At 65.3% G+C, this 25,346-nt stretch carries 26 protein-coding genes and 1 tRNA gene; 17 read left to right on the top strand and 10 right to left on the bottom strand.

The annotated features are described in order from the left end of the window. Nucleotides 1-121: 121 nt before the first annotated feature. From rpsA to aroA, 4 genes are all read right to left on the bottom strand, one after another. Entirely contained in the window at nt 122-1,819 is a 1,698-nt protein-coding gene (gene rpsA / locus O1Y97_RS03245) for a 30S ribosomal protein S1 (protein ID WP_108606022.1), read from the bottom strand. Between the two features lie 171 nt (nt 1,820-1,990). Next, complete coding sequence (gene cmk, locus O1Y97_RS03240) at nt 1,991-2,629, bottom strand: (d)CMP kinase (protein WP_318763076.1); 639 nt, start codon at nt 2,627-2,629, stop codon at nt 1,991-1,993. A 19-nt stretch (nt 2,630-2,648) separates the two neighbouring features. After that, nucleotides 2,649-3,350: an SDR family oxidoreductase gene (locus O1Y97_RS03235; protein WP_318763075.1), complete on the bottom strand. Its 702-nt coding sequence runs from the start codon at nt 3,348-3,350 to the stop codon at nt 2,649-2,651. A 29-nt stretch (nt 3,351-3,379) separates the two neighbouring features. Beyond that, complete coding sequence (aroA, locus tag O1Y97_RS03230; protein WP_183263252.1) at nt 3,380-4,732, bottom strand: 3-phosphoshikimate 1-carboxyvinyltransferase; 1,353 nt, start codon at nt 4,730-4,732, stop codon at nt 3,380-3,382. Between the two features lie 175 nt (nt 4,733-4,907). Here aroA and O1Y97_RS03225 point away from each other — a divergent pair, with 175 nt between their 5' ends. Both O1Y97_RS03225 and O1Y97_RS03220 read left to right on the top strand, forming a co-directional pair. Further along, a complete protein-coding gene (locus O1Y97_RS03225; protein WP_108606018.1) occupies nt 4,908-5,300 on the top strand; it encodes a TIGR02300 family protein in 393 nt (130 codons plus the stop codon). Between the two features lie 145 nt (nt 5,301-5,445). Beyond that, nucleotides 5,446-5,521, top strand: a tRNA-Ala gene (locus O1Y97_RS03220). A gap of 111 nt (nt 5,522-5,632) precedes the next feature. Here O1Y97_RS03220 and arsK read toward each other — a convergent pair. The 6 genes from arsK to O1Y97_RS03190 form a co-directional block, all read right to left on the bottom strand. After that, nucleotides 5,633-6,823: an arsenite efflux MFS transporter ArsK gene (gene arsK, locus O1Y97_RS03215; RefSeq protein ID WP_318763074.1), complete on the bottom strand. Its 1,191-nt coding sequence runs from the start codon at nt 6,821-6,823 to the stop codon at nt 5,633-5,635. Then, nucleotides 6,820-7,524: an arsenical resistance protein ArsH gene (gene arsH / locus O1Y97_RS03210; protein WP_183263478.1), complete on the bottom strand. Its 705-nt coding sequence runs from the start codon at nt 7,522-7,524 to the stop codon at nt 6,820-6,822. The genes arsK and arsH overlap by 4 nt, the downstream gene beginning before the upstream one ends. 2 nt (nt 7,525-7,526) lie before the next feature. Beyond that, nucleotides 7,527-7,940 carry an arsenate reductase (glutaredoxin) gene (gene arsC / locus O1Y97_RS03205; RefSeq protein WP_318763073.1) on the bottom strand — a complete coding sequence of 138 codons (414 nt, stop codon included), beginning with the start codon at nt 7,938-7,940 and terminating at the stop codon, nt 7,527-7,529. Next, nucleotides 7,937-8,998 carry an ACR3 family arsenite efflux transporter gene (gene arsB, locus O1Y97_RS03200; protein WP_318763072.1) on the bottom strand — a complete coding sequence of 354 codons (1,062 nt, stop codon included), beginning with the start codon at nt 8,996-8,998 and terminating at the stop codon, nt 7,937-7,939. The genes arsC and arsB overlap by 4 nt, the downstream gene beginning before the upstream one ends. A gap of 3 nt (nt 8,999-9,001) precedes the next feature. After that, the gene (locus O1Y97_RS03195; RefSeq protein WP_108605953.1) at nt 9,002-9,346 is read right to left on the bottom strand and encodes an ArsR/SmtB family transcription factor; all 345 of its coding nucleotides are present in this window, start codon (nt 9,344-9,346) and stop codon (nt 9,002-9,004) included. A 132-nt stretch (nt 9,347-9,478) separates the two neighbouring features. After that, entirely contained in the window at nt 9,479-10,402 is a 924-nt protein-coding gene (locus tag O1Y97_RS03190; protein ID WP_108605952.1) for a LysR family transcriptional regulator, read from the bottom strand. A gap of 100 nt (nt 10,403-10,502) precedes the next feature. On the opposite strand from O1Y97_RS03190, the gene O1Y97_RS03185 reads away from it, so the two are divergent. The 15 genes from O1Y97_RS03185 to O1Y97_RS03115 all read left to right on the top strand — a co-directional run bounded on the left by O1Y97_RS03185 (nt 10,503) and on the right by O1Y97_RS03115 (nt 25,302). Further along, nucleotides 10,503-11,657 (top strand): muconate/chloromuconate family cycloisomerase, encoded by a 1,155-nt coding sequence (locus O1Y97_RS03185; RefSeq protein WP_318763071.1) that lies wholly within the window; start codon nt 10,503-10,505, stop codon nt 11,655-11,657. 4 nt (nt 11,658-11,661) lie between these two features. After that, a complete protein-coding gene (gene catC / locus O1Y97_RS03180; protein WP_183263237.1) occupies nt 11,662-11,952 on the top strand; it encodes a muconolactone Delta-isomerase in 291 nt (96 codons plus the stop codon). A gap of 95 nt (nt 11,953-12,047) precedes the next feature. Beyond that, nucleotides 12,048-12,974, top strand: coding sequence for a catechol 1,2-dioxygenase (gene catA, locus O1Y97_RS03175; RefSeq protein WP_183263236.1), 927 nt, complete (start codon nt 12,048-12,050; stop codon nt 12,972-12,974). Between the two features lie 57 nt (nt 12,975-13,031). Next, the gene (gene benA, locus O1Y97_RS03170) at nt 13,032-14,402 is read left to right on the top strand and encodes a benzoate 1,2-dioxygenase large subunit (RefSeq protein WP_318763070.1); all 1,371 of its coding nucleotides are present in this window, start codon (nt 13,032-13,034) and stop codon (nt 14,400-14,402) included. Nucleotides 14,403-14,491: 89 nt separating this feature from the next. Beyond that, the gene (gene benB, locus O1Y97_RS03165) at nt 14,492-14,983 is read left to right on the top strand and encodes a benzoate 1,2-dioxygenase small subunit (protein ID WP_108605947.1); all 492 of its coding nucleotides are present in this window, start codon (nt 14,492-14,494) and stop codon (nt 14,981-14,983) included. Between the two features lie 22 nt (nt 14,984-15,005). Continuing rightward, nucleotides 15,006-16,025, top strand: coding sequence for a benzoate 1,2-dioxygenase electron transfer component BenC (benC, locus tag O1Y97_RS03160; protein ID WP_318763069.1), 1,020 nt, complete (start codon nt 15,006-15,008; stop codon nt 16,023-16,025). Then, nucleotides 16,022-16,810 carry a benzoate diol dehydrogenase BenD gene (gene benD / locus O1Y97_RS03155; RefSeq protein WP_318763068.1) on the top strand — a complete coding sequence of 263 codons (789 nt, stop codon included), beginning with the start codon at nt 16,022-16,024 and terminating at the stop codon, nt 16,808-16,810. The genes benC and benD overlap by 4 nt, the downstream gene beginning before the upstream one ends. Nucleotides 16,811-16,904: 94 nt before the next feature. Beyond that, complete coding sequence (locus O1Y97_RS03150) at nt 16,905-18,245, top strand: MFS transporter (RefSeq protein ID WP_318763067.1); 1,341 nt, start codon at nt 16,905-16,907, stop codon at nt 18,243-18,245. A 122-nt stretch (nt 18,246-18,367) separates the two neighbouring features. Continuing rightward, on the top strand, nt 18,368-19,582 hold the full coding sequence (locus tag O1Y97_RS03145; protein ID WP_318763066.1) for an ABC transporter substrate-binding protein: 1,215 nt from the start codon (nt 18,368-18,370) through the stop codon (nt 19,580-19,582). A 50-nt stretch (nt 19,583-19,632) separates the two neighbouring features. Then, entirely contained in the window at nt 19,633-20,505 is an 873-nt protein-coding gene (locus tag O1Y97_RS03140; RefSeq protein WP_318763065.1) for a branched-chain amino acid ABC transporter permease, read from the top strand. Between the two features lies 1 nt (nt 20,506). Then, nucleotides 20,507-21,508, top strand: coding sequence for a branched-chain amino acid ABC transporter permease (locus O1Y97_RS03135; protein WP_318763064.1), 1,002 nt, complete (start codon nt 20,507-20,509; stop codon nt 21,506-21,508). Continuing rightward, nucleotides 21,498-22,256 carry an ABC transporter ATP-binding protein gene (locus O1Y97_RS03130; protein WP_318763063.1) on the top strand — a complete coding sequence of 253 codons (759 nt, stop codon included), beginning with the start codon at nt 21,498-21,500 and terminating at the stop codon, nt 22,254-22,256. Before O1Y97_RS03135 ends, O1Y97_RS03130 begins: the two co-directional genes overlap by 11 nt. Further along, entirely contained in the window at nt 22,253-22,966 is a 714-nt protein-coding gene (locus tag O1Y97_RS03125; protein ID WP_108605940.1) for an ABC transporter ATP-binding protein, read from the top strand. The genes O1Y97_RS03130 and O1Y97_RS03125 overlap by 4 nt, the downstream gene beginning before the upstream one ends. 10 nt (nt 22,967-22,976) lie before the next feature. After that, the gene (gene pcaD / locus O1Y97_RS03120; protein WP_318763062.1) at nt 22,977-23,816 is read left to right on the top strand and encodes a 3-oxoadipate enol-lactonase; all 840 of its coding nucleotides are present in this window, start codon (nt 22,977-22,979) and stop codon (nt 23,814-23,816) included. A gap of 4 nt (nt 23,817-23,820) precedes the next feature. Next, nucleotides 23,821-25,302, top strand: coding sequence for a benzaldehyde dehydrogenase (locus O1Y97_RS03115; RefSeq protein WP_318763061.1), 1,482 nt, complete (start codon nt 23,821-23,823; stop codon nt 25,300-25,302). Nucleotides 25,303-25,346 lie beyond the last annotated feature (44 nt).

Raw genomic sequence — 25,346 nt, 5'->3', positions numbered from 1 at the left:
TCCGGCATCACTTGCGCCTGTTCGCGCCGTCGCACGTGATCTTCATGCGCCCACGGCCAAGAAAAAACCCCGCCGGATCGCTCCGGCGAGGTTTTTCAGTTCACGACAATGAGCGAATGGCTCAGTTGCCGCGGTTCTTCAGGGCTGCGCCCAGGATGTCGCCGAGCGAAGCGCCGGAGTCGGTCGAGCCGTACTGAGCGACTGCTTCCTTCTCTTCGGCGATTTCCAGCGCCTTGATCGAGACCTGCAGCTTGCGGGTCTTCTTGTCGAAGGCGATGATGCGGGCGTCAACCTTCTGGCCGACGACGAAGCGCTCGGGGCGCTGTTCGTCACGGTCACGCGACAGGTCCGAACGCTTGATGAAGGTCTCAATGCCGCTCTCGACGAGACGGACTTCGAGGCCACCATCCTTGATGCCGGTGACTTCGCAGGTGACGACGGCGTTCTTGCGCAGTTCGCCCGAGGTCGCGGCTTCGACGACGGTGTCGCGGCCGAGCTGCTTGATGCCGAGCGAGATGCGTTCCTTGTCGATGTCGACGTCGAGGACCTGAGCCTTGACCATGTCGCCACGGTTGTACTCTTCGATGACCTGCTCGCCCGGACGGTTCCAGTCGAGGTCGGACAGGTGCACCATGCCGTCGACGTCGCCGTCGAGGCCGATGAACAGGCCGAATTCGGTCTTGTTCTTGACTTCGCCTTCGACTTCGCTGCCGGCCGGGTGGTTACGGGCGAAAGCTTCCCACGGGTTCTCGAGCGTCTGCTTGAGGCCGAGCGAGATGCGGCGCTTGGCCGGATCGACCTCGAGCACGACCACGTCGACCTGCTGGGTGGTCGACAGGATCTTGCCGGGGTGCACGTTCTTCTTGGTCCACGACATTTCCGAAACGTGGATGAGGCCTTCGATGCCCGGCTCGAGCTCGACGAACGCACCGTAGTCGGTGATGTTCGTGACGGTGCCGGTGATCTTCTTGCCGATCGGGAACTTGGTGCCGATGTCGGACCACGGATCGCTCTCGAGCTGCTTCATGCCGAGCGAGATGCGGTGGGTTTCCTGGTTGATGCGGATGATCTGCACCTTGACCGACTGACCGATGTTGAGGATTTCGGTCGGGTGGTTGACGCGGCGCCAGGCCATGTCGGTGACATGCAGCAGGCCGTCGATGCCGCCGAGGTCGACGAACGCACCGTAGTCGGTGATGTTCTTGACCACGCCTTCGACAACCTGGCCCTCTTCGAGGTTCTGCACGATTTCCGAACGCTGCTCGGCGCGGCTCTCTTCGAGAACGGTGCGGCGCGAAACGACGATGTTGCCGCGACGGCGATCCATCTTGAGGATCTCGAAGGGCTGCGGGTTGTGCATGAGCGGGGTGACGTCGCGGATCGGACGGATGTCGACCTGCGAACGCGGCAGGAAGGCAACGGCGCCGTCGAGATCGACGGTGAAGCCACCCTTGACCTGGTTGAAGATGACGCCTTCGACGCGCTCACCCTTGGTGAACTTCTCTTCGAGCTTGACCCAGCTCTCTTCGCGGCGGGCCTTGTCGCGCGACAGCATGGCTTCGCCAAGCGCGTTTTCGATGCGCTCGACATAGACCTCGACGGTGTCGCCGACCTTGAGCTGGCCGTCCTTGGCCTTGGCGCCGAATTCCTTCAGCGGCACGCGGCCCTCGACCTTCAGGCCGACGTCGATGATGGCCATGTCTTTTTCGATGGCCGTGACGATACCCTTGACGACCTGGCCTTCGCCCGAATGACCGTCCGAGAAGGACTCTTCGAGCAGGCTCGCGAAATCGTCGCGGGAGGGATTAGCTTGTGACATTGGATCTCCTGGTGCGTCCCGGCTTGCGGGAGCGGCGCCGTGGGTTAGCGTTGCGTTGGCCTGCCAACATCCCGGGCAAAAAGCCCTTGGCCGCCCAAAGCGGCAAATCGGCGCAAGAAGAATGCGGACAGGTCGGTTAAGTGGCGAAACCCTGAGGCTTCAGCCGTGCCTTCAACTTCCGAGGACTCGATCGACGATATCCCTGGCTGCGGAAAACGCGGCTTCTATATCCATTTCTGACGTATCGAGCAAGTGCGCGTCGTCGGCGGGCCTGAGCGGGGAGTCGGCGCGGCCGGTGTCGCGCTCGTCGCGGCGCACGATATCGGCCAAAATACCGGCGAAATCGGCGCTGCCGCCATTGGCTTCGATCTCGGACAGGCGCCGCTGGGCCCGCACCTCCGCGCTGGCCGTAACGTAGAGCTTCACGTCGGCGTCGGGGCAGACGACGGTGCCGATGTCGCGGCCGTCGAGCACCGCCCCTTGCGGTATGCGCGCGAACTGGCGCTGCTTCTCGACCAGGATCTTACGCACCTCGGGAATGACCGCCACCTTGGACGCGGCTTCGCCGACGGCATGTGCCGACAGCACCTTGCGGTCGAGATGGCCGAGATCGACAAGCTTCGCCGCTTCGATGGCGTGCGCGACATCGTCGAGCGGCCAGCCCTTCTCGATCAGCGTCTGCGCGACGGCGCGGTAGGTCAGCCCGGTGTCGAGCAAGGCGAGGTGGTAATAATCTGCCAGGCGCCGCGCGAGCGTGCCCTTGCCCGCGCCTGCGGGGCCGTCGATGGCGATGGTGATGGAGTTAGGCATCGTTCACGCGGGTCCCTCGTCAGATGCTGCGCATCAAACCGCCGTCGACCCGCAGGTTCTGGCCCGTGATGTAGGCGGCGCCCTCCGAGGCCAGGAAGGCGATCGTCGCGGCGATCTCTTCGGACGTGCCGTAGCGCTGCATCGGCACGCCGTCGCGGCGCTCGTCGGTCTGCGGCAGGCTGTCGATCCAGCCCGGCAGCACGTTGTTCATGCGGACATTGTGCGGGGCGTACTGATCGGCGAAGAGTTTGGTGTAGGCGGCAAGACCCGCGCGCGCGACCGCCGAAGTCGGGAACATCGCCGCCGGTTCGCCCACCCAGGCGGTCGAGATGTTGACGATGGCGCCGCCCTTCTGTTCAACCATGATCGGCGCGACAAACCGCGTCGCGCGCACGACATTCAGGAAATAGACGTCGATGCCGGTGTGCCACTGCTCGTCGGTGATCTCCAAGAGCGGCGCGCGCGGTCCGTGGCCGGCACCGTTGACCAGCGCGTCGATGCGGCCCCACTTTTCCATGGTCAGGTCGACGAAACGCTTGAGGTCGTCGTTCGACTGGTTGGACCCGGTGAAGCCGAGCCCGCCGAGCTCCTTGGCCAGCGCCTCGCCCTTGCCCGACGAAGACAGGATGGCGACGGAATAGCCGTCAGCTGCCAGCTTCTTCGCCGCCGCAGCCCCCATGCCGCTGCCGCCGCCGACGATCATCGCTACTTTTTTGGTCATAAGCTCGCTCCTCGGTTACGTTGCCGGCGTCAAGCGGCGGTCTGGTCGATCTCCGCTCCCAGATCCGCCATCAGTCCCATGAATTCCGGGAAGCTCGTCGCGATCATCGCCTGGTCGTCGACGGTGACGGGCTTTTCGGAAGCCAAGCCCATGACCAGGAAGCTCATGGCGATGCGGTGGTCGAGATGGGTCTTGACTGTGCCGCCGCCGAGGCCCTTGCCGCCGGGAACGCCACGGACGGAAAGCGTGGTCTCGCCTTCGGTGCAGTCGGCGCCATTGGCTTCGAGGCCGCGGGCAACGGCGGCCAGCCTGTCGGATTCCTTGACGCGGAGCTCTTCCAGGCCCTGCATCAGGGTTTCGCCCTCGGCAAAGCAGGCCGCGACCGCCAGCACCGGATACTCGTCGATCATCGACGGCGCGCGCTCGGCCGGAACCTTGACGCCCTTGAGTTCGGAGCCGCGCACGCGCAGGTCGGCGACATCCTCGCCGCCGGCATTGCGCGGGTTGAGGATGTCGATCTTGCCGCCCATTTCGATCAGCGTGGTGATCAGGCCGGTACGCGTCGGGTTCATCAGCACGTTTTCGATGGTGATGTCGGAGCCTGGCACGATCAGTGCTGCGACCAGCGGGAAGCCGGCCGAGGACGGATCGCCCGGCACGGCGATGACCTGGCCGGTCAGCTTGCCCTGGCCTTCGATGAAGATGTGGCGCACGCCCTGCTCGTCGGTCTCGACCTCGATGTTGGCGCCGAAGCCCTTCAGCATCTTTTCGGTGTGGTCGCGGGTCATCACCGGCTCGATGACGGTGGTGATTCCCGGCGTGTTGAGGGCGGCGAGCAGCACCGCCGACTTCACCTGCGCCGAGGCCATTGGCACGCGATAGGTGATGGGGGCGGCCTGACGCGGGCCGCGCAGCGTCAGCGGCATGCGGTCGCCGGGCGCGGCGTCGATGACTTGCACGCCCATCTGGCGCAGCGGATCGAGCACGCGACCCATCGGCCTGCCCGACAGCGAGGCGTCGCCGATGAAGGTGGTTTCCATGTCATAGGTTCCGACAAGGCCCATGGTCAGGCGCGAGCCGGTGCCGGCGTTGCCGAAATCGAGCGGCGCTTCGGCCTGCAGCAGGGCACCGTTGCCGGTACCGGTGATGATCCATTCCGCGCCGCGCCTGTCGATATGCGCGCCCATCGCCTTCATGGCGTCGCCGGTGCGCATCACGTCTTCGCCCTCGAGCAGGCCGGTGATGCGGGTTTCGCCCGATGCGAGGCCGCCGAACATGAAGGAGCGGTGCGAAATCGACTTGTCGCCCGGGATGCGGGCGGTTCCAGACAGCGATTTTGACTTCCGGGCGACGGCCGGCTGTGGCACAGCTTGATGCGACATGGTGGTTCCTCGTGCGGGATGGCCCAGGAAAACGGGCTTTTCCCAATGATTGCGGCGGTGTCGTAGCATCGATTGCGGTAACGGTCATCCCCCATCGCCCCCGCTCGGGGATTTGGCTTTGACAGCGCCACCAACTGCGGCTAAGGGGACGAAAATCTAGAAAACGAGGCCTGACGTGGCAAAATCCGAGCTTGGCACAAAGCGTATCGACCCGGAGACGGGTCGCAAATTCTATGACCTGAACAAGGACCCGATCGTTTCGCCGTACACCGGCAGGGCCTATCCGCGCTCCTACTTCGACGACGGCAAGGCTTCGGCCATCCTGGAAGAGGAAGAGGAAGTCGAAGCCAAGGAGCTCGACCCTGAAGAGGAAGGCGCGGAAGTCGTGTCCCTTGAGGACGCCGACGACGAGGCCAAGGGCGGTGGCGACGATCTGCCGGATCTCGACGACGACGACGATGTCGACCTGGGCGACGACGATGACGATACCTTCCTCGCCGACGAGGAAGAGGAAGACGACGACGTCTCCGACATGATCGGCGTCGGCGACGACGACGACGAGATCTGACACGCCTTTTCGGGAAACCGAAAAAAGGTTTCGATCAAGGCTTGCCAATGGTCGAATGCGGCGCTAGAAGCCGCCAACAAATGCGGCGCGGACGAAAAATTCGCGCCGACTTTCGCCGGAAACGGCGCCGGCTTATGCCGGGTGTGGGGCCATAGCTCAGCTGGGAGAGCGCCTGCATGGCATGCAGGAGGTCAGCGGTTCGATCCCGCTTGGCTCCACCAAATCACCTTCGTCAAATCTGCTATTTCTGAAAGATCGGCTCCTGGCTTGGCCGGGCCTTGAGCGGAATCGGCGAACTTCAGTTCGCTGACCCTGGCGCGTCCGCATGGGCTTCAGGTGCCGTTTCGGGCCAAGCGGTTGACCGCCAGAAGCGTGAGGGCGGCAGTTCCGCCCAATCCGACCACGAGCGCCAGCGACCAGGTGATGCCGATGTTGGCCATCCCGAAGGCCAGCGCAAACGGTGCCAGCGCCGAAACGATCAGGCGTGCTGACGTGACGCGTCCCTGGAGCCGGCCATAGCCTTCGCTTCCGAACAGCATCAGCGGCAAGGTGCCGGAGACGATACTGAACAGCCCGTTGCCCAGGCCGAACAGGACGGCAAATGCCATGGCTCCGACGACGCTCGGGGCGGTCAGTACCAGCACCGCGACGGCGCATGGCATGAGCGCCGCAGCGATCAACGCCAGCATCACCGGCGACAGGTTGCGGCCGTACATCATGTTGGTCAGGCGGCTCAGCACCTGGGACGGGCCGAACAGCGTTCCAATGACAGCGGCCGAAGCGCCAAGGCCCAAGCCTGAAAGCAGCGGGACCATGTGGACCAGGACGGCTGCGCCGACCAGGGACTGCAGGGCGAAGGCCGTCACCATCAGGGCGAAGCCCAATGGGCGTGCCAACGCTGCGAGTTGGCCGACGATGGGCTCAGGCAACTGTGAGGCCTTCCGCCGGCTTTGCGCCAGCCCATGCGACAGCCAGGCATGCAGAGGCAGGCAGACAACAAGATTGAGGCCGGCGAAGATCAGGTAGACGTGCTGCCATGGCATCATGGCATGCAATGCGTCGGTCATCGGCCAGAAGATCGTGGAAGCAAAGCCCCCGATCAGGGTCAGGTAGGTGATGCTGCGCTGCGCGGCTTGAGGCCGGATCTGGACCAGTAGCGCGAAAGCCGCGCCGTACTGCACCAGGTTGGCAGCGATCTCGACGGCGATCAGTGCAAGGACGAAGGCGGTCTTGGTCGGCGCCATGGCGCATGCGACGAGGCCGGCGGCGGCCAGTCCGGAGCCGAGCGTCATCAGCCGCCCGGCGTCGTAGCGGTCGATCCATGATCCCAGCCAGGGAGCCACGAGGCCGCCGGCCAGCAGGGCGGCCGACAGAGCCCCAAAGACCCATTCCGCGGACCAGTCCAGATCTTTCGCCATGTCGCCGGCGAGGATACTGAAGGCGTAGTAGAGCGTTCCGTAGCCGATGATTTGCGTGATGCCGAGGGCGGCAATTGCTGCGATCGGCGCACGCTCGGCTGTCATAGCGATTTCAGTCGCACGCGCTTTTCAAGCTTGGCGGCATGCTCTTTGCGCTCGCTGTAGCGATCGGTCAGATGTCCGGAGATGCCGCGCGTAAGCAAGGTAAACTTCATCAGTTCTTCCATGACATCGACGACCCGGTCGTAGAAGGATGAAGGCTTCATTCTTCCGCTTTCATCGAACTCCTGCCACACCTTGGCGACCGATGACTGGTTGGGGATGGTGACCATCCGCATCCAGCGTCCGAGGATTCGCATCTGGTTCACGGCGTTGAAGGACTGCGAACCGCCAGAAACCTGCATGACAGCCAGGGTCCGGCCCTGCGTCGGGCGGATGGCCCCGCCCGGCAAGGGGATCCAGTCGATCTGCGCCTTCATGACCGCGCTCATGGCGCCATGCCGCTCGGGGCTGGTCCATACCTGGCCCTCCGACCAGAGCATCGCTTCGCGCAGTTCCTGCACCTTGGGATGCTCGGCCGAAGCGTCTTCCGGCAATGGCAGGCCGTTTGGATGATAGACGCGCGTCTCAGCCCCCATCGCATCGAGCAGCCGCTGGGCCTCGAGCGTCAGGAAGCGGCTGTAGGACCGCTCGCGGAGCGAGCCGTAGAGCAACAGGATACGCGGCTTGTGGGCCGGGAAGGCCGCGTTCAGCGCTTCCGGGTCGGGCATGCGGAACGCGTCCGGCTGAAGATTGGGCAAGTCCATGTTCACAGGAGCTTTCGATCGTAGCTCACCACTTCGCCGTCCTCCTTGGTGTAGGACGCCACCGGGTTGTCGAGCAGGTCGAGCACCGCTTCGGATGGACGGCACAGGCGTGTCCCACGCGGTGTCTCCACGATCGGCCGGTTGATCAGAATCGGGTGGGCGAGCATGAAGTCGAGGATCTGGTCATCGCTCCACGTGGGATCCGACAGCCCGAGTTCGCCGTAGGGCGTTCCCTTTTGCCGCAACAGGTCGCGGGGAGGCATCTTCATCGCGCCGAGAAGCTCGACCAGCCGATCGCGCGACGGCGGGTCCTTGAGATATTCGATGACGACGGGATCCTCGCCGCTGGCCCGGATCAATGCGAGCGTATTGCGCGACGTGCCGCAGGCGGGGTTGTGGTAGATCGTGATGGTCATCGGGCGCTCCCGGTTTCGATTGATGTCTTGGTTTCGATGCCGCGCTCGTACCAGCCCTTCGAGCGGTTCACGATCCAGACGACGGATAGCATCACCGGAACCTCGACCAGCACGCCAACGACGGTTGCGAGCGTTGCGCCCGAGCTGAACCCGAACAGGCTGATGGCGGCAGCGACGGCCAGTTCGAAGAAATTGGAAGCACCGATCAGTGCCGACGGTCCGGCAACGCAGTGCTGTTCGCCGGAAATGCGGTTCAGCAGATAGGCAAGTCCGGAGTTGAAATAGACCTGGATCAGGATGGGCACGGCGAGCATCGCAATGACCAGCGGCTGCGCGATGATCTGCTCGCCCTGGAAGCCGAACAGCAGCACCAGCGTGGCCAAAAGCGCGACCAGCGACATCGGCTGCACAATCTTGAGCAGGCCGTCGAGCGCTGCCTGTCCGCCACGAGCCAGCAGGCCGCGCCGAACGACCTGGGCGATGAGCACGGGAATGACGATGTAGAGGACGACCGACAGGACGAGCGTGTCCCATGGAACAGTGATGGCAGACAGGCCAAGCAGCAGGCCGACGATCGGCGCGAAGGCAACGACCATGATCGCATCGTTCAATGCGACCTGCGAGAGCGTGAAGTGCGGCTCGCCCTTCGTCAGGTTCGACCAGACGAACACCATGGCCGTGCAAGGCGCTGCGGCCAGGATGATCAGGCCCGCAATGTATGAGTCGATCTGATCTGCCGGCAGATGCGGCCTAAACAGCCAGCCGATGAACAGCCACCCCAGCAGCGCCATGGAAAACGGCTTCACAGCCCAGTTGATGAACAGCGTCACCCCGATGCCGCGCCAGTGCCGGCCGACCTCATGCAATGCCGCGAAATCGATCTTGAGCAGCATCGGGATGATCATCAGCCAGATCAGTACGGCCACCGGGATGTTGACCTTGGCGATCTCGGCGGCGCCGATCCCCTGGAACAGGCCGGGCAGGAAATGGCCGAGGGCAACGCCCACGACAATGCAAAGTGCGACCCACAGGGTCAGGTAGCGTTCGAATATGGACATCGGTCAGGCCTTCAACGGAGTGCCGCAGGCCGCGGCGGTGATGACGGGCGCGCAGATTTCCGGACGGCCGGAGCAGCAGTCCTCCATCAGGAACCGGATGATGCCCCTAATCGCATCGTACTCGGCGTTGTAGATCATCGACCGGGAATCCCTGCGTGCGGCGACCAGGCCTGCCCGCTCCAGTTCCTTGAGATGGAAGCTGACGTTGGAGGCCGAAACGTCGGCCTTGTCGGCAATGGTGCCGGCCGCCATGCCATCGGGACCTGCGACAACCAGCATGCGCAAGATGCGCAGCCTGGTCTCCTGCGACAGGGCTCCGAAGGCGGCCAGCGCTTGGTGCTCTTCCATATTTCAATAATCCTAGAAATATCGAAATGATGAGTAGCCGACCCGAATATTCCTGACAAGGCAAAATGTTCGATTTCGTCACGGAAGCCCTGCGACCTGCCTGGCCTTCTGCCTGGCAGCGAGTTTTCCAGGCTACCAGGTAATGTTCGACAGCTGCAGCCAGGGCGGGTTGTCGGCGTACATTTCCCGGATCAGTTCCTTGATCGCCTCTATCCGTCCGGAATTGTCGTTGCGCCGATAGCTCATGATCACCGGCGAGGTTGCCTTTTCATCGGACAAGATGCGGTAGCAGACATCGTCGGGGCGCTGGCGCTGCGAGGCCGCCGGAACGATGCACAAGCCCGCGGCCGCTGCCACCAGGCCAAGCGCGGTCTGTATCTCGCGAACCTCCTCGACGATGCCGGGTTCGACATTGAGCTCGGCAAACAGGCCGAGCACTTCGTCGGCGAAGCTTGGTCGCGGTTTGGAGGGATAGATCACCAGGGTCTCGCCCTCTATGTCCTTGAGGGCGATCGGCGAGGTCGAGAGCGATTTGGGGTGGTTTTTCGGGAAGGCGACGACCAGCCGCTCCTCGCGCAGCGTGATTCGTTCGACATCCGGGTCGCTGAGTCGCACGCGACCGAAGCCGAGATCGATGCGCCCGTCCTTGAGGGCGGCGATCTGCTCGACCGACATCATCTCGCGGAACTCGATGCCGAGCTCCGGCCAGCGGACCCGCATGCGGCGGACGAGGTCGGGAATGCCGCTGTAGAGCGTCGAGCCGACGCAGCCGATGATGAAGATCTCGCGCCGCGACAGCGCGATGCGGCGCGTCTGCTCGCGAATGTGCTCCATCCGCGTGATCATCTGGCTCGCCTGCTCGTAGAAGAAGCGGCCAGCCTCGGTCAGCGCCAGCGGCCGGCTGGACCGGTCGATCAGTAGGGCGCCCAAGCTCTCTTCGAGTTGCTGGATCTGCCGGCTGAGCGGTGGTTGAGCGATATGCAGCACCTCCGCAGCCCTTGAGAAATTGCGCTCGCGTGCGACGGCGACGAAGTAGCGAAGCTGGCGCATGTCCATGGCACTATACCTTCTAGGTATCGATATCGACCGAGATAGTCTTGGACTGTTTGTCGGCTCAAAGCTAGCGTTTGCCATAGGAAGTTCGGAGGAAAGTTCCGTGAATTCTGGCATCCGCATCATCGAAATCGATACCATCCTGCTTGATGTGCCAACCATCCGGCCGCACGCGCTGTCGATGGTGACGATGAGCGGGCAGACGATGATGGTCGTCAGGCTGCGCTGCTCCGACGAGGTCTCGGGACTGGGCGAAGGCACCACGATCGGCGGTCTCGCCTATGGCGCCGAAAGCCCCGAAAGCATGAAGCTTGCGATCGACCAGTACATCGCGCCGCTGCTCATCGGCGCCGACGCGACGCGCGTCGCGCTTGCCATGGACAAGGTCTATGCGGCGGTGAAGGGCAACCACTTCGCCAAATGCGCGGTCGAGACGGCCCTTCTGGACGCACAGGCACGCCGCCTTGGCCTGCCGCTCTCGGAACTGCTCGGCGGTTCCAGGCGTGACAGCCTGCCGGTGGCCTGGACGCTGGCTTCGGGCGATACCGCCAAGGATATCGAAGAGGCCCAGCGCATGCTGGAGGCCCGCCGCCACAAGGATTTCAAGTTGAAGATCGGCAAGCGACCGGTTGACCAGGACGTTGCGCATGTGGCGGCGATCCGCAAGGCGCTGCCTGATTTCGCCAGTGTCCGCGTCGACGTCAACATGGCCTGGCGTGAACGCGAGGCGGCCCATGGCATTGCGGCATTGGCCGACGCCGGCTGCGTGCTGGTCGAGCAGCCTGTCGCCGGCGTCGAGCCGCTCGCCCGGCTGCAGGCGAAGTCCCGCATCGCGCTGATGGCCGACGAGATACTGACCGGACCCGAAAGCGCGCTGGCCGCGGCATCGAAGCACGCCGGCGACGTGTTCTCGGTCAAGATCGAGCAGGCCGGCGGCCTGTTCGCCGCATCGAAGGTGATCGCGGTGGCCGAAGCGGCAGGTATCGCCGTCTATGGCGGCACGATGCTTGAAGGACCGATCGGCACGATCGCCGCAGCACACCTGTTTGCCGGGGTTCGCAGTCTCGACTGGGGCACCGAATTGTTCGGCCCGCTGCTCCTGACCGAGGAACTGCTGACCGAGCCGCTCGGCTACGCCGACTTCGAGCTCAGGGTTCCGACAGGGCCTGGCTTGGGAATCGAATTGGATGACGCGGCGGTGAACCGCTTCCGTCGCGACCGGGCCGGTGCGCCCGCGTCCTTGCGCGTGGTGAGGTGAGATCATGCTGTTTCATGTCGAAATGACCGTCAACCTGCCGCACGATCTGCCCAAGGACCAGGCCGACCGACTGAAGGCAACGGAGAAGGCGCAGGCCCAGGAACTGCAACGCAGCGGCAAGTGGCGCCATCTTTGGCGCGTCGCCGGCCAGTACGCCAATGTCAGCGTCTTCGACGTCAGCGGGGCGGGCGAACTGCACGAAATCCTGTCCGGGCTGCCGCTGTTTCCGTTCATGCAGATCGAAGTGAAGGCGCTCTGCCGGCATCCGTCGGCGATCGCCGACGACGGAGCATAGGCGCCGACAGGGGCTCCCTTCCGCGCAGGTAGAGCGGGAGCAAGGGAGCGAGTTTAGTCAACGCGCAGCAATGCGAGCCAGAAAGGGAGGTTCCCATGTCCAGCAAGCTTATCGAAAAGTCCGTCATCGACGATCTCGCCAGCCGTGCCAGCGGCCTCGACCAGGCGGGCGGCGACCAGCGCCTGAAGAGCATCGCCAACCGGCTGCTCGGCGACCTGTTCACCGCCATCGACGATCTCGACATCAGCATGAACGAGGTCTGGAGTGCCGTCGCCTATCTCGGCCAGGCGGCGCGCAACAACGAACTCGGCCTGATCGCCCCGGGCATCGGCCTCGAGCATTTCCTCGACCTGCGCCTCGACGAGGCCGAGCGCCGCGCAGGCCTCGCCGGCGGCACCGCCCGCACCATCGAAGGACCGCTCTACATTGCCGGCGCACCGCTCTCCAAGGGCACTGCGCGGCTCGACGACGGCTCCGACAAGGGCGAGGTCGTGTTCATGCAGGGCCAGGTCCGCGACCAGAACGGCAAGCCTGTCGCCGACGCCATCGTCGACGTCTGGCACGCCAACACGCTGGGCAACTATTCGCATTTCGACCCGCAGCAGCAGGCCTACAACCTGCGCCGCCGCATCCAGACCGACGCCGAGGGGCGCTACAGCTTCCGCTCGATCATGCCGAGCGGCTATGCCACGCCTCCGGGCGGCTCGACCGAGCAGCTGATGTTCGCCTTCGGCCGCCATGGCCACCGTCCGGCGCACATCCACTTCTTCGTCTCGGCGCCCGGCTACCGCCACCTGACGACGCAGATCAACATCGAAGGCGACGAATACCTGTTCGAGGATTTCGCCTTCGGCACCCGCAACGACCTCATCCCCCCGGTCGCCCGCATCAGCGATCCGAAGGTGCTGGCCGAACGCCAGGTGCAGGAGCCTTTCGCCTCGATCGACTTCGACTTCGTGCTGATGCCCGAAGTGGAAGGCGTGACGGACACTGTGGTCGAGCGCGAACGCGTCAGCGCCTGATTTCGGATCGGGCGCGCCAAGCGGAGGCGGCGCGCCACCTTTGTGGAGGAATGCAACATGCTGGACTCAAACGTTGATCGGCACATCGAAGACAAGCTCGATGCAGCCGTCGTGGACGACCCCGCCGCCGGCGCCTATCGCTGCCGTCGCGACATCTTCACCGACCCCGACCTGTTCGAGCTGGAGATGCGCCACATCTGGGAAGGCAACTGGGTCTATCTCGCCCATGAGAGCCAGATCCCGAACGCCAACGACTTCCTGACCGGCCACATCGGCCGCCAGCCGATCGTCATCTCGCGCGACAAGAAGGGCGAGCTGCACTGCTTCCTCAATGCCTGTTCGCATCGCGGCGCGATGGTGTGCCGCCACAAGCGCGGCAACAAGAGCACCTACACCTGCCCATTCCACGGCTGGACCTTTTCCAACAGCGGCAAGCTGCTCAAGGCCAAGGACCCCGACGGTGCCGGCTACCCCGAACAGTTCAACAAGAATGGTTCGCACGACCTGACCAAGGTGGCGCGTTTCGAGAGCTATCGCGGCTTCCTGTTCGGCAGCCTGAATGCCGACGTGCTGCCGCTCGAACAGCATCTTGGAGAAGCCGCAAGGATCATCGACATGATCGTCGATCAGTCGCCCGACGGGCTCGAAGTGCTGCGCGGCGGCTCGACCTATGTCTATGACGGCAACTGGAAGCTGCAGACCGAGAACGGCGCCGACGGCTACCATGTCTCCTCAGTGCACTGGAACTATGCGGCGACCACCAATCACCGCAAGGATGCGCTGGCCGCTGCCGCCGGCGTCGACGTCACCCGTGCCATGGACGCCTCGTCCTGGGCCAAGCAGGGCGGCGGATTCTACTCCTTTGAGCACGGCCATCTCCTGCTCTGGACCCGCTGGAGCAATCCGGAGGACCGGCCGCTTGCCGAGAAGCGCGGCGAACTGACCGAGAAGTTCGGCCAGTCCTGGGCCGACTGGATGATCGACCGCTCGCGCAACCTCTGCCTCTACCCCAACGTCTACCTGATGGATCAGTTCTCCTCGCAGATCCGCATGTACCGGCCCATCTCGGTCGACAAGACGGAAGTCACCATCTACTGCATCGCGCCCAAGGGCGAGGGTGTCGAGGCGCGTGCCCGCCGCATCCGCCAGTACGAGGACTTCTTCAACGCCTCCGGCATGGCGACGCCCGACGACCTCGAGGAGTTCCGCTCCTGCCAGATCGGCTACCAGGCGCGGCAGGCGGCGTGGAACGACCTCAGCCGCGGCGCCACGCACTGGATCGAGGGCGCCGACGAAGGCGCCAAGGCAATCGGCCTCAAGCCGCTGCTGTCGGGCGCCAAGACCGAGGACGAAGGCCTGTTCGTCATCCAGCACAAATACTGGAAGGAAACGCTGGAGAAGGCGGTCGGCAAGAACCCGACTGACTGACGGCAACTGATCGGCGAGCCCGGCTCGCCGCCTTTCAAGCATCAAGCCCGCACGGCGCGGTCCGAGAACGGTCCGCGGAAGGAGACGTCATGACCATTTCACGCCAAGAGGTGGAAGAGTTCCTCTATCGCGAGGCCCGATTCCTGGACGACAGGCAGTGGGACGAATGGCTCGCGCTCTACGCCCCGCATGCCGAGTTCTGGATGCCGTCCTGGGACGACGATGAAACGCTCGTCGAGGACCCGCAGACCGAAATCTCGCTGATGTACTACCCGACCAAGCAGGGGCTGGAGGATCGCATCTTCCGCATCCGCACCGAGCGCTCCAGCGCCACCAGCCTGCCGGAGCCGCGGACCATCCACCACATCTCCAATGTCGAGATCCTGGAACAGGATGCGGAGAAGCTTGAGGTCCGCTTCAACTGGCTGACCTTCAACTTCCGCTACAAGACCACCGATTCCTACTACGGGGCGTCGTTCTACACGCTTGAGGTCGGCGACGGCGGGCTGAAGATCGCCCGCAAGAAGGTCGTGCTGACCAACGACTACATCCACCACGTCATCGACATCTACCACGTCTGAACAGGCCAGGGAGGATCGCGCCATGGCACACAGGATAGCTTTGAACTTCGAAGACGGCGTCACCCGCTTCATCGAATGCGACGGCAATGAGGTCGTGGCCGATGCGGCCTATCGGGCCCGGCTCAACATTCCGATGGATTGCCGCGACGGCGCCTGCGGCACCTGCAAGAGCAAGTGCGAGTCGGGCCGCTTCAGGATGGGCGACTACATCGAGGATGCCCTCAGCGAGGACGAGGCATCGGAGGGCTATGTGCTGACCTGCCAGCTTCGGCCGGAAAGCGATTGCGTCATCAGCATTCCGGCGACCTCCGCGCTGTGCAAGAGCGGACCGACGGCATTCGAGGCTGAGCTCGCCGACGTGCGCAAGCTTTCCGACACCACCATCGGCTTCACCGTCGCCCTCGACCAGCCGGATGCCCTGAGCTTCCTGCCCGGCCAATACATGCAGGTCTCGGTTCCAGGCACCAGCGAGAGCCGCGCCTATTCGTTCTCGTCCTGCGTCTCGGGCGGCCGTGCCGACTTCCTGGTCCGCAATATCCCTGGCGGACTGATGTCGACCTACCTGTCCAGCCAGGCAACATCGGGCGACCGGCTGACGCTGCGCGGTCCTGTCGGCGCGTTCTACCTGCGCGAACTCCGCCGGCCGACGCTGTTCCTCGCCGGCGGCACCGGTCTCGCCCCCTTCCTCGCCATGCTCGCATATCTGGAAGAGCAGGGCGGCCCCGCTCACCCGGTCAGGCTCGTCTACGGCGTCACCCGCGACGTCGACATGGTCGAGGTCGAAAAGCTCGAGCGCTTTGCCGGAGCGATGGAGGATTTCACCTTCGACGTCTGCGTCTCCGACAAGGCGAGCAGCCACAGCCTGACCGGTTTCGTCACCGACCACTTCGGCGCCGCCGATCTGAACGACGGCGAGGCCGACGTCTATCTCTGCGGCCCGCCGCCGATGGTCGACGCGGTCAAGGCGCATTTCGACAAGATCGGGGTCAAGCCGGCCGCCTTCTACCATGAGAAGTTCGTGGCCGCGGAGGCAGCGATATGAGCGGCCGGGCAGAGCGTTTCGCCGGCAAGGCGATGGTCGTCACCGGTGCCGCCCAAGGCATCGGCCGCCAGGTGGCGATCGAGGCGGCGGCCGAGGGTGCGCATGTAGCGCTTGTCGACCGCTCCGAACTGGCCAGGGAGGCCGCAGCCGAGATCGTCGCCAGCGGCGGCAAGGCCGTTGCGATCCTGGCCGACCTCGAGAGCTGGCAGGGCGCGACAGGCGCGATCGAGGAGGCGCGCGCTGCGCTCGGACGCGTCGACGTGCTGGTCAACAATGTCGGCGGCGCCATCTGGATGCGGCCGTTCGAGCATTTCGACGAGACCCAGATCGAGGCGGAGATCCGCCGCTCGCTGTTTCCGACCATGTGGTGCTGCCGCGCCGTGCTGCCGCTGATGATCGAGGCCGGCGGCGGGTCGATCGTCAACGTCTCGTCGATCGCCACGCGCGGCATCAACCGCGTGCCCTATTCGGCGGCCAAGGGCGCGGTCAACGCGCTGACCGTATCGCTGGCCATGGAGAACGCCGAGCGCGGCATCCGCGTCAACGCGGTCGCGCCCGGCGGCACGGACGCGCCGGTGCGCCGCATCCCGCGCAATGACGCTGCCCAGGACGAACGCGACAAGGCCTGGATGCAGGCGGTGGTCGACCAGACCAAGGCCACCAGCTTCATGAAACGCTACGGCACGCTCGCCGAGCAGACCAACGCCATCCTGTTCATGGCCTCGGACGAGGCCTCTTACCTCACCGGCACCATCCTGCCGGTCGGTGGTGGCGACAGCGGCTGAAACGCGGCGACGCCGGGCAGCAAGCTCGCGCCGCCGAACTCACAGACAGAGGCCGGCGTTGCCGGCGGATCGACTTCCTACAGGAGAAATACACGTGCTCAATTCTAGACTGGACATTCGGCAGCTGCTCGACGAGCGGCCTGTGAGTGGCCTGCAGCTTCGGGTTTTCTTCCTGTGCTTTCTCGTCGCGCTGCTTGACGGTTTCGACACCCAGGCCATCGCCTATACGGGTCCTGCCATCGCCAAGGCCTTCGGCATGTCGCCCGGCGACATGACCTACATCTTCATTTCCGGCACGCTGGGCATGGCGCTTGGCGCCATGGGCCTCGGCATGATCGGCGACCGCATCGGCCGCCGCGTTGCCATCCTGGGTTCGATCGTGCTGTTCGGCGTCTTTTCGCTGGCCATCGCGTTTGCCCAGTCGCCGACCCAGATCGTGGCGCTGCGCTTCCTGACCGGCCTCGGCATGGGCGGTGCGACACCGGTCCTGCTGGCGATGGCCGCGGAATACAGCCCGTCGCGCCTGCGCGGTGCGGTGCTCACCGGCGTGCTCCTGGGCCTGCCGGCCGGCGCCATGGTCGGCGGCGTACTCGCCGCCGGCTGGATGCCCGTCATCGGCTGGCAGGGCATCTACATCGTGGGCGGGGCGATACCGCTCGTCGTGCTGCTGATCTGCCTGGCGTTCCTGCCGGAATCGGCCCAGTTCCTCGCCTCGCGCGGCCGTCCCGTAGACCTTTCCCGGGCCCGCACGCTCGTCGCCCGCATCGCCGGCAAGCCGATTGCCGATGACACGACCTTCATCGTGCCGCCAGCGGCTGGCAAGGGCTCGGTCAGCGCGCTGTTCACGCCGGAGTACCGCACCAGCACCATAGCGATCTGGGCCATCTATCTGTTCAACTGGATCGCCTGGTTCATGTTCCTGCTGTGGCTGCCGACGGTGTTGACCGGCATGGGGCTCGACCAGCCGACCGCCGCGCTGGGAACGGTCATCGTCAACGCCGCCTTCATCGTCTTCGCCATTCCGCTGTCGATCCTCCTGCCGCGGATCGACATCCGCCGCACGCTGACGGCGATGTTCATGATCGGCATCGCGGTCTGCGCCGGGCTGGCACTGGTGAACACCAACTGGACCCTGGTCTTTGCGCTCGTCGCCGCAGCTGGCTTCGGCATCGGCGGCCAGCAGATCGCGCTGAACTACCTCATCTCCAGCACCTATCCGACCGAGCTGCGCGCAACCGGCACCGGCTGGGCGATCGGCATCGGCCGCACCGGCGCCATCGTCGGCTCGGCGGCGGGTGGCTGGCTGCTTCAGGCCGGAGGAACCAGCGGCTACTTCGCCGGTCTTGCCGTGCCGCTGATCCTTGCGGCCGTCGCTGTCGTGCTGGTGCGCACGCGCCGGCAGGCACCGGTCGAGGCCTTTGCCGGAGGCCATTGAACCATACCGCCGTGGGGCTCGGGCGCGACCCGGTCCCCACGTCGGATAGCGGCCGAGGCTGATGCGAGGGGGAGGCCTCGCACGACGACTGTCCAATGAAAAATAAAACGGAGGAGTACGACATGACCAAGTTCAAGCCGACGACGCAGACCATCGCCATGACGCGCAGGAATTTTCTCGGCGTAACCGCAGCCGGAGCCGCGGGCCTGGCCCTCGGATTCCCCAAGCCGGCAATCGCCCAGGGCGCGCCGCTCAAGGTCGGGCTGATGCTGCCCTTCAGCGGCACCTACGCCAAGCTCGGGCAGTTCATCGAAAACGGCTTCAGCCTCTATGTCGAGCAGAAGTCGGGCATGCTCGGCGGCCGCAAGGTGGAGTTCATCCGCCTCGACGACGAGTCCAAGCCCGAGACCGCGACCGACAACATGAACAGGCTGGTCAGCCGCGACAAGGCTGACGTCGTCATAGGCACCGTGCATTCCGGCGTCGCCATGGCGATGGTGAAGGTGGCGCGCGACACCGGCGTGCCTCTGATCATCCCGAATGCCGGCGCCGACGAAGCCACCGGCCCGCTCTGCGCGCAAAACATCTTCCGCACCTCATTCTCCAACTGGCAGCCGGCGCATCCGATGGGCAAGGTCGTCCACGACGACGGCCACCGCAATGTCGTGACCATCACCTGGCGCTACACCGCCGGCCAGCAGATGGTCGGTGCCTTCACCGAAGGTTTCGAGGCGGCAGGCGGCACGGTCGTCGACGCGCTGACGGTGCCTTTCCCGGAAGTGGAGTTCCAGGCGCTCATCACGCGCATCGCCACGCTGAAGCCCGACGCGGTGTTCGCCTTCTTCGCCGGCGGCGGGGCGGTGAAATTCGTCACCGACTATGCCGCTGCGGGCCTCAAGGGCAAGATCCCGCTCTACGGCACCGGCTTCCTGACCGACGGCACGCTGAAGGCGCAGGGCGATGCCGCCACCGGCATCCGCACTACGCTGCACTATGCCGACGATCTCGACATTCCGGCCAACAAGTCCTTCCTGTCCGCCTTCCAGGCCAAGACCGGCGAGGCGGGCGACATCTACGCCGTCCAGGGCTTCGACGCCGCCGCCCTGCTGGAAGCCGGGCTGACGGCGACCGGCGGCGACGCTTCGGCGCGCGAGGCGCTGTTCGGTGCCATGGCAGGTGCCCGGATCGACAGCCCGCGCGGGCCGCTGAGCTTCTCGGCCGCGCACAATCCGATCCAGAACATCTACCTCCGCGAGGTCCGCGACGGGCGCAACGCGTTGGTGTCGGTCGCCGGCGAGGCGGTGCAGGACCCCGCGCGCGGCTGCCGCATGGCCTGAACGGCGGGCGCAACTGCGCCCGCTTGCCTCCTTCGGACATGGAGACCGTCATGGATATCGGCACTTTTGCCATCCAGCTCCTCAATGCCGTCCAGTATGGGCTCGTGCTGTTTCTCGTCGCGAGCGGCCTGACCCTGGTCTTCGGCATCCTCGGAGTGATCAATCTCGCGCACGGCGTGTTCTATATGCTGGGCGCCTATCTCGCCTGGTGGCTGACAGTGGCGACCGGTAATTTCGCCGTCGGCATCGTTGGTGCCTTCGCCATCAGCTTCGTCATCGGACTGGCACTGGAGAGTGTGTTCATCCGCAGGCTCTACGGCCGCGATCATCTCTCGCAGGTGCTGCTCAGCTTCGGCCTGATCCTCGTCGTCGACGAACTGCGCCAGATGGTGTTCGGCCGCGACGTGCAGTCGGTGCCGCAGCCGGAATGGCTCTCGGGTTCGCTGCCGCTGACCGAGGTGCTGAACTATCCGGTCTACAGGCTCGCCGTCAGCCTGCTTTGCCTGGCGGTGGCCGTTGCCATCTTCCTGGTCATCCGCCGGACCAGGATCGGCATGGTCGTGCGGGCCGGCGCCGAGAACCGCGAAATGACCCGTGCGCTCGGCATCCCGTTCGACAGCGTCAACCGCTACGTGTTTGCCGTCGGCATTGCGCTTGCCGCACTCGCCGGTGCGGTGATCGCGCCGATTTCCACCGTCTATCCCGGCATGGGCGACGGCATGCTCATCCTGTCCTTCGTCGTGGTGGTTCTGGGCGGCATCGGTTCGGTGCCGGGCGCGGCCATCGGCGCGCTGCTGATCGGCCTGATCGACACATTCGGCAAGGTATTCATGCCGGAACTGGCCGGCATCCTCGTCTACGTACTTATGGCCGTGGTCCTGGTGGTTCGCCCCACCGGCATCCTCGGCAAGCGGGAGGTCTGAGATGCAACCCCTGTCTTCACGCACCCATCTGGCGTTGCTTGCAGCCGTTGTTGCGGCGGCGATGCTGCCGGCGCTGGTCCCCGATTACTACGTCCAGTTCGCGGCCAAGGTGCTGATCCTCGGCACGCTTGCCATGGCGCTGAATCTCGCCGTCGGCTTCGGCGGTCTCGTCAGCCTTTGCCACGCCGCGTTTTTCGGCCTGGCCGGCTACGTCCTCGTGCTGGCGGCGCCCGAATATGACGCACCGTCGCTGCTTCTGACGCTGCCGCTTGCGGTGGCGGTCACGGCAGTCGCTGCGCTGGTCATCGGCGTTCTGTCGCTGAGGACGCGCGGCGTCTACTTCATCATGGTCACGCTCGCCTTCGGCGAAATGCTGTTCTTCCTGTTCCATGACACGACGATCGGTGGCGGCTCGGATGGTCTCTTCCTCTATGTGAAACCGGTGCTGGCGTTCGGCGAGACGATCCTCCTCGACCTCGACAATCCGGTGACCTTCTATCTGGTGGCCTTGCTGATGACTGCCGGTTGCTGGTGGTTCATCCGGCACCTGCTGTCGACGCCGTTCGGCGATGCGCTGACGGCAGCGCGCGACAACGAGCGGCGGGCGCTGGCGCTCGGCATCCCGGTGTTCCGCGTCCGGCTCATTGCCTTCGTGCTGTCCGCAGCCCTGGCGGGTCTTGCCGGCTATCTCTCGGCCGCCCAGTTCGGCTTCGTCGCGCCGCAGATGCTCGGCTGGCATCTCTCCGCCACGGCCCTGGTGATGGTGGTGCTCGGCGGCACGCGCCGCGTCGCCGGGCCGCTCGCCGGTGCCTTCGTCGTGACCGGGCTCGAGGAGGTGCTGAAATATTTCATCGACGATTGGAAGCTGGTCTACGGGCTGATCGTCATCGCGCTCGTCCTGCTTGCGCCCGGCGGCCTGCAGGACTTCGCGCGGCTGGCCGGCCTCGGCAGGCGCGCCAGCGCGCCTGCGCTCAAGCTGAAGGAGGCGAACAATGTCGGCTGACATCCTCGAAGCCCGTGGCCTCGGCAAGCGCTTCGGCGGGCTTGCCGCCTGCTCGGACGTTTCCCTTAGTGTCCGGGAAGGCGAAATCCATGCCGTCATCGGCCCCAACGGCGCCGGCAAGTCGACGCTCATCAACCTGCTGTCGGGCGACCTGAGGCCGACCGACGGCACCATCCTGCTCGACGGCCGCGACGTCACCGCAAGCGGTCCGCACCAGCGCTGCCAGGGCGGCATCGGCCGCTCATACCAGAAGACGACGATTTTTCCCGAACGTACTGTGTTCGACAACGCCCGGCTGGCTGCCCAGGCGACACGGCCCGGCGCCCTTGCCATGCGCTGTGACGGCAAGCGCCGTGCCGCCGTAAGTGAAGCGGCCCTTGCAGCGCTTGCCGAGGTCGGCCTCGAAGGCCGCGCCGACACCCCCGCCCGGGCGATGAGCCATGGCGAGCAGCGCCAGCTCGAGGTCGCCATGGTGCTGGCGACCGCGCCCCGGCTGGTACTGCTCGACGAACCGCTCGCCGGCATGGGGCACGCCGAGGCGCGCCGGATGACGGGCCTGATCGCATCGCTGAAGGCGGGCAGGGGCGTTCTCTTGGTCGAGCACGACATGGACGCGGTCTTCGCCATCGCCGACCGGCTCACCGTCATGGCCGACGGCAAGGTCATCGCCTCCGGCACGGTCGAGGCCGTCAGGCGCGACCCGGTGGTGCGCGCCGCCTATCTCGGAGAAGCGGAGGAAGTCGCATGAACATGCTCCTGACAGTCGACAGGCTGGAGAGTTTCTACGGGCCGAGCCAGATCCTTCATGGCGTAAGCCTGGCCGTGAAGCCCGGCGAACAGGTGGCGCTCATCGGCCGCAACGGCATGGGCAAGACGACCTTGCTGCGCTCGCTGATGGGGCTGGTGCCGCGCGTCCAGGGAACCATCGACCTGAACGGCAGCTCGATCCGCGGCAAGAAGCCGGAGACCATTTCGCAGGCAGGCGTCGCCCTCGTGCCCGAGGGGCGCGGGGTCTTCGGCTCGCTCACGGTGATCGAGAACCTCACCATGGCGTCCCGCGCCGGCCGCGACGGCAAGCGCGGCTGGACGCTGGACCGCGTGCTGTCGGTGTTTCCGCGCCTCGCCCAGCGCCGCGGCAATGGCGGCCACCAGCTATCCGGCGGCGAGCAGCAGATGCTGACCATCGGCAGGGCGCTGATGACCAATCCGGAGATCGTTCTCATCGACGAGGCGACGGAGGGGTTGGCGCCGCTGGTGGCGGACGAGATCTGGAAGACGCTCGCCGTCATACGCGGCGAGGGCATCGCCACCATCGTCGTCGACAAGGACATCAAGAACCTGTCGAAGGTCGCCGACCGCATGGTCGTGATGTCGAAGGGCGGCATCGAGTTCGACGGCACGCCCGCCGATCTGCTGGCGCAGCCCGAGCTTCTCGAACGCCATCTCGGCCTGCACTAGGGCGCGCATCATGTCCTTCGCCAGAACCAACGGCATCGTCCTTCATTATCGCCGTATCGGCCGCCGCGGCGGACCGAGGATCGTCTTTGTCAATTCGCTCGGGTCGGACATCACGATCTGGGACGATGTCGCCGATGAACTCGGCGCCGATTTCGACCTGCTGTTCTATGACAAGCGCGGCCACGGGCTGAGCGAAGTGTCGCCGGCTCCCGGCGGCATCGCCGATCATGCGAACGACCTTATCGGCCTGCTCGACCACGTCGGCTGGGACAGCGCGGCCGTCTGCGGCCTGTCTGTCGGCGGGTTGATCGCAATGGAACTCGCGGTGCGCGCACCGGCGCGGTTGACCGGGCTGGTGCTGATGGACACGGCCGCCAGGATCGGCACGCCGGACGCATGGAACGCCCGCATCGATGCTGTGTTGCAGCAGGGCGTGGCGGCAATCGGCGACCAGATCATGGAGCGCTGGTTTTCGCCCGGCTACCGCAACGGCGAGCCCGACGCCTTTGCCGGCTGGCAGCGCATGCTGGAGCGCACGCCGGCCGCCGGCTACGCCGACACCTGCAGGGCGTTGCGCGATGCAGACCTGACTGACGCGATCGGCGGCATCTCCGCCCCGACGCTGGTCGTCGCCGGCACCGAGGATCTTTCCACGCCGCCTGAGTTGGTCGCCGACACGGCGCGGCGAATACCCGCAGCGGCTTTCCGCGCGATTGCCGGCGCTGGTCATCTGCCGTGCATTGAGCGTCCGGTCGAAGTGGCCAGTCTGCTTCGCGAATTTCTTTTCCAAAGACGGCGGCTCCACGTCGCCGAACAGGACGGCCGAGTGGCCGCATACCACCAGGAGTGACAAGATGAACACGGCAGTCTCTTCCCAGGAGCCGAAGCTGATCCGCGGCGACCATCTCGACGGGACCATTTATTCGGGCGGCTGGCAGCGCACGACGCAAGCAGCCGACATCGTCGAACCCGCGACAGGTTCCGTGCTTGGCCGCATCGGCATGGCATCCCCGGCAGACGTCGCGCAGGCCTCGGAAACTGCGGCGAAAGCCCAACGGGACTGGGCCGCGGCACGCTACGACACCAGGGCGGCGGTCATCCGCAAGGCCGCCGGTATGCTCGAGCTGCATTTCAGCGACGTGGTCGAATGGCTGATCCGCGAGAGCGGTTCGGCGCGCGGCAAGGCGGAGTTCGAGACGCAGCTCAGCATCAAGGCGCTGAACGAAGCCGCCGCACTCGCCTCGCAGCCGCAGGGCCTCGTGCTGCCGTCGGAAGCCGGCCGGATGAACCTCGCCCGCCGCCGTCCGCTCGGCGTCGTCGGCGTCATCTCGCCGTTCAACTTCCCGCTCTATCTCGCCATGCGGGCCGTCGCGCCGGCGCTCGCCGTGGGCAATGCGGTTGTGCTCAAGCCAGATCCGCGCACGGCGGTCTGCGGCGGGCTGGTCTTCGCCACGCTGTTCGAAAAGGCCGGCCTGCCGGAAGGCCTCATCCACGTGCTGCCGGGCGCCGGCGACGCGGGTGCCGCGCTGGTCGCCGATCCGAACATCGCGATGATCCAGTTCACCGGTTCGACCAAGGCAGGCCGCATTGTCGGCGAAAACGCCAGCCGGCATCTCAAGAAGGTGTCGCTGGAGCTCGGCGGCAAGAACACGCTCGTCATCCTCAAGGACGCGGACCTCGAGCTGGCGGTGAAGAATGCCGCCTGGGGCGCCTGGTTGCACCAGGGCCAGATCTGCATGTCGTCCGGCCGCATCCTGGTCGAGGCGCCGATCCTGGAGGCTTTCACCGAGGCGCTGGCACGGAAGGCGAAGAGCCTGCCTGTCGGCAATCCGGCGACGGACAACGTCGCGCTCGGCCCGATCATCAACAAGGCGCAGCTCGATCACATCGACCGGGTGGTGAAAACCTCGGTCGATCAAGGTGCCCGACTGATGGCAGGCGGCACCTATGACAAGCTGTTCTACGCGCCGTCCGTGCTCGCCGGCGTCAAGCCTGGCATGGCTGCCTTCGAGGAGGAGATCTTTGGCCCGGTCGCCTGCATCACCTCCTTCAGCGGCGACGCCGAGGCGGTGGAACTCGCCAACCGCACGGAATACGGCCTGTCCGCCGCAGTGATCTCGCCCGACATCGGCCGCGCCATGGCCATCGGCGACAGGCTGCGCGCCGGCCTGCTGCACATCAACGACCAGACGGTCAACGACGAGGTCATCAACCCCTTCGGCGGCGTCGGCGCCTCGGGCAACGGCACCAGCATCGGCGGTCCCAGCAACATCGACGAGTTCACCCAGTGGCAGTGGCTGACCATCCGCAACACGCCGCCGGCCTATCCGTTCTGAATCAACGTAGGGATGGAAGGGGCCGCTCGTCGGCGCCTTCCATC

This window comes from Aminobacter niigataensis, from assembly GCF_946995915.1.
In the GTDB taxonomy this organism is placed as follows: domain Bacteria; phylum Pseudomonadota; class Alphaproteobacteria; order Rhizobiales; family Rhizobiaceae; genus Aminobacter; species Aminobacter niigataensis.
The sequence above is the reverse complement of the archived record's forward strand: the minus strand, read 5'-3'. Positions and strand labels throughout refer to the sequence as shown.